This window comes from Mesorhizobium sp. M7A.F.Ca.CA.003.01.2.1 (assembly GCF_003998945.1).
GTDB lineage: Bacteria > Pseudomonadota > Alphaproteobacteria > Rhizobiales > Rhizobiaceae > Mesorhizobium > Mesorhizobium ciceri.
This window is the reverse complement of the sequence record NZ_RZRA01000469.1, coordinates 1-4,324: the sequence shown is the minus strand read 5'-3', so window position 1 is coordinate 4,324 and position 4,324 is coordinate 1. Positions and strand designations below refer to the sequence as shown.

The 4,324-nt window shown below is 64.3% G+C and carries 4 protein-coding genes; 2 read left to right on the top strand and 2 right to left on the bottom strand.

Annotated features, from left to right (window positions below; genetic code table 11):
* Together EN969_RS18930 and EN969_RS18925 are read right to left on the bottom strand one after the other, a co-directional pair.
* The coding region (locus EN969_RS18930; protein ID WP_127419309.1) for a dihydroorotase at positions 1–954 on the bottom strand (954 nt) is incomplete at its 3' end.
* Positions 951–1,910, bottom strand: coding sequence for an aspartate carbamoyltransferase catalytic subunit (locus EN969_RS18925; protein ID WP_063167954.1), 960 nt, complete (start codon positions 1,908–1,910; stop codon positions 951–953). The genes EN969_RS18930 and EN969_RS18925, both read right to left, overlap by 4 nt.
* 193 nt (positions 1,911–2,103) lie before the next feature.
* Between EN969_RS18925 and EN969_RS18920 the strand changes: the two genes are divergently transcribed.
* A complete protein-coding gene (locus EN969_RS18920) occupies positions 2,104–3,732 on the top strand; it encodes a DNA alkylation response protein (RefSeq protein WP_127419308.1) in 1,629 nt (542 codons plus the stop codon).
* Between the two features lie 194 nt (positions 3,733–3,926).
* The coding region (locus EN969_RS18915; protein ID WP_127419307.1) for a hypothetical protein at positions 3,927–4,324 on the top strand (398 nt) is incomplete at its 3' end.

Sequence of the window (4,324 nt, the reverse complement as noted above, 5' to 3'; positions counted from 1 at the left end):
GGTGTCGACATCCTGCGGATCGTGCGAGGAGACGATGACGTCGATCGTACCGTCCCTGACCGCCTCGATCATCGCCAGCCGGTCTTCCTCGGCACGCAATGGCGGCGTCAGGCGAAAGAAGGTGCGGTATTCGCCGACATCGTTTTCATTGAGCGACAGATTGTGGATCGCCACGCCCGACGTCACCGTCGCCCCGTCGGCCTTGGCACGCGTCACGGCGTTTGCCGCCATCGCCGTCGAGATCTTCGCCGCATGGTACGAACCGCGCGTCAGCCGCGCCAGCGCAAGGTCGCGTTCCAGCGGGATGGATTCGGCCTCGCGCGGAATGCCGGAAAGGCCGAGCCAGCTGGCGTAGAGGCCTTCATTCATCACGCCGGATGAACCGAGGTCCGCATCCTGCGTCTCATGCACGATGGTGGCGCCGAAGTCGCGCGCATAGGTCAGCGCGCGGCGCATCACCAGCGCACTCGATATGGTGTGGCGGCCATCGGTGAAGGCGACCGCGCCGGCTTCGCGCAGCAGGCCGAACTCGGTCATCTCGCGCCCGTCGAGGCCCTTGGTGATCGCCGCAGCCGGAAAGACGTTGACGATAGCCGTGTCTTTGGCGGTGCGCAGCACGAACTCGACAAGCGCCACATTGTCGATCACCGGGTCGGTATCGGGCATCATGACGATGGAGGTGACGCCGCCAGCCGCCGCCGCGACACTCGCCGACGCAATGGTTTCGCGATGCTCGCCGCCCGGTTCGCCGATGAAGACGCGGCCGTCGATAAGGCCTGGAATGATCGCCTTGCCGGCGCAGTCGATAATGGTGGCGCCCTCGGGCGCGCCCTGGTTGAGCGCTGGCTTGCCGGCGGCAACGATCTTGCGGCCATCGACGATGACGGCGCCGATCTCGTCCATGCCGCGCGAGGGGTCGACGATGCGGGCGCGCTCAAAGACCGTTATGCTCATGCGCCGCGGCCCTCTTGATTGCGACGGGGATCGAGCAGCGCTTCCATGACCGCCATGCGCACAGCAACGCCCATTTCGACCTGTTCCTGGATGACGCTTTGCGGGCCGTCGGCGATTTCCGAAGCGATCTCGACGCCACGGTTCATCGGTCCGGGGTGCATCACCAACGCGTCGTCTTTGGCCGCCTTCAGTTTTTCCGCATCGAGGCCGAAATAGCGGAAATACTCGCGCACCGAAGGCACGAAGGCGCCTTCCATGCGCTCGCGCTGCAGGCGCAGCATCATCACCACATCGGCGTCCTTGAGGCCTTCGGCCATCGAACGGGTGACGATGACGCCCATCTTCTCGATGCCAGTGGGCAGCAGCGTCGACGGCGCAACGACGCGCACCTGCGCGCCGAGCGCGTTGAGCAGCATGATGTTGGAGCGCGCCACGCGCGAATGCAGGATGTCGCCGCAGATCGCCACGATCAGCTTCGACAGCGGGCCTTTGGCGCGGCGGATGGTCAGCGCGTCGAGCAGCGCCTGTGTCGGGTGCTCATGCGCGCCGTCGCCGGCATTGACGACGGAGCAGCCGACCTTCTGCGCGAGAAGCGCGGCCGCACCGGCCGACTGGTGGCGGATGATCAATATGTCGGGCCGCATGGCATTCAGCGTCATCGCCGTGTCGATGAGCGTTTCGCCCTTCTTCACCGAAGAGCTTGCCACCGACATGTTCATGACATCGGCGCCAAGCCGCTTTCCGGCCAGTTCGAACGACGACTGCGTGCGCGTCGAGGCTTCATAGAACAGGTTGATCTGTGTGCGGCCGCGCAGCGTCGAGGTTTTCTTCTCGGACTGCCGCGAGATCGCGACCGCCCGGTCCGCCCTGTCGAGCAACAGCTCGATGTCGGCAGGGGAAAGGTCGCGGATGCCCAGAAGATGGCGTTGAGGATAGGGGGACGAAGCGTCGGTCATCTCAAGGGGCTGCTATAGGGTGGAGACTTTGCGGCTGCAAGCGCCAGCTTTGCATTGGAACCGTTCTCCTCATTTTTTTCGTGTAGATGGCCGATTGTATCGGCCGGTATTTTCATCGCGCGCGCTGCATGGCTTGGCTATATCTAGCCGACAGCCTCGGATTCGTGGCTTTCTGACGATAGAAGGATTGGGCGTGACCGACGACGTGACGAACCAGCCGCCGCCGCTGACGGGCGGCAACGCCTGGCGGGGCGATCCGTTGCTGATCCAGCTCGCGGAGCGTTTTTCCGATCCGGTGCGCCGGGAACTCGACGGTCTCGGCCGTTTCGTGCTGACGCAGGAGGCGCAGGAACTGGCGCGCCTCGCCAATGGCGAGACGCCGAAGCTGAGGACGCATGATCGCCAAGGACGGCGCATCGACGTGGTCGAGTTCCATCCCGCCTATCACGCCTTGATGCGCCGCTCCGTGGCCAATGGGCTGCATTCCTCGGTGTGGGAAAACGGCGACACCGAGATCGGCCGCCGCCATCAGGTCCGTGCCGCCCGGTTTTATCTGACGGCGGAGCTCGAGACCGGGCATCTGTGCCCCATCACCATGACCAACGCTTCGCTGGCGGCCTTGATGGCCAGCCCGAAACTGTTTCGTGAATGGGCGCCGCGCGTGACGACGCGCAAATATGACCAGAGCCAAAAGCCGCCGGTCGAGAAAACCGGGCTGACGCTCGGCATGGGCATGACCGAGAAACAGGGCGGCACCGATGTGCGCGCCAATGTGACGAGGGCGGAACGCGCCGGCAGCGGTTTTTATCGTCTGACCGGGCACAAATGGTTCATGTCGGCGCCGATGTCGGATGCCTTCCTGGTGCTGGCGCAGGCGCCGGAGGGGCTGTCGTGCTTCCTCGTACCGCGCGTTCTCGGTGACGGCTCGGGCAACGGCTTCCGCTTCCAGCGGCTGAAGGACAAGCTCGGCAACCGTTCCAACGCATCCTCCGAAGTCGAATTCGTCAATGCCATCGGCGAGATGGTCGGCGAACCCGGTGCCGGTGTGAAGACGATCATGGACATGGTGACGCTCACCCGGCTCGATTGTGCCATCGCCTCGTCGGCGATCATGCGCGCGGGCCTCGCCGAGGCCGTTCATCATGCCCGCCATCGTCAGGTGTTCGGTTCGACCCTGATCGAGCAGCCGTTGATGCAGCGCGTGCTGGCGGACATGGCACTCGATGTCGCCGCCGCCACCGCACTGTCGTTCCGGCTGGCGCGGTCCTTCGACGAGGCGGCCAGCGACCGCGGTGAAGCGGCGTTTGCCCGCGCCATGACGCCGGTCGTCAAATACTGGGTCTGCAAGATCGCGCCGCCTTTGCTCTATGAGGCGATGGAGTGCCTCGGCGGCAATGGCTATGTCGAGGAGGCGCCGCTCGCCCGCTATTATCGCGAGGCCCCGGTCAACGCGATCTGGGAGGGCTCGGGCAATGTCATGGCGCTCGACGTGCTGCGCGTGCTTGGCCGTGCGCCCGGCCTGTTCGAGGATGTGCTGGCCGGCATCGACCGCGATCTCGGCGCCGGCGGACGCGGCACGATCGGCGTGCTGAAGGCGGCGATGCAGGTCGCTTCAACCGACGAAGGTTCGGCTCGGCTGCTCACCGAGCAGCTGGCTCTGTCGGCTGCGGCGGCGGAATTGCGCCGTCTGGGGGCAGGGCGGATCGCCGACGCTTTCGTCGAGACGCGATTGGCCGGCCAATGGCGCAACACCTATGGCATGATCGATTCGCGCCACGATGCACGCATGATCATCGACACGCTCTATCCGCCAGTGAACTGAGCCGCGAGCATCGCAAAAACCGGCGCCATCCACAGTTTTGAGGCGTTGGTCCGTATCCTCTCGCATATGGCTAATTTCCGTTAACCTTAACAAATGGTTTCCGTTGCGATGGCGAGCGGCAAGGCCCACTGTCCCGGCGCAAGCAGGCAATGGTTCAGATTGGCCGTCTCCTGCTTTGCGAAGCAGGAACACCGATGCGACAGGTACTGACCTCTTTTCTGACCTTGCACTGGACGATTGTTTTCGCCCTGCTTGCGCTCATCTGCATCGACGGAAACCGTGGTGTGGCGGCGGCGCTCGGCGTGATCGGTGCCACAATCGAGGGTACCCGCTTCGTCAACCTCGACAATTTCGTTGTCGTGGCGCCGCTTGCCACCGCATTGCTGGTCGTCGCGGTTCTGTTTTTCTGGGCCTTTGTCGAAGCCCTGGTCAACGACGCGACCAGCCCGGACGCCGACAGCGTTGCCCGCATCGCCTTCATCTGCGCGTCCGGCGTGTTGTCGCTGATCGTCATCGGGGGTGCTGCGCAAGGCATAAACGGGCTGTTCATGGCTGTTGCCGTGCAGCTGGCAGCACTTCTGGCATCCTATGT

Coding starts and splice junctions, on each gene's coding strand:
- EN969_RS18925 (WP_063167954.1), bottom strand. CDS start 1,910: ATGACCGACGCTTCGTCCCCCTATCCTCAACGCCATCTTCTGGGCATC.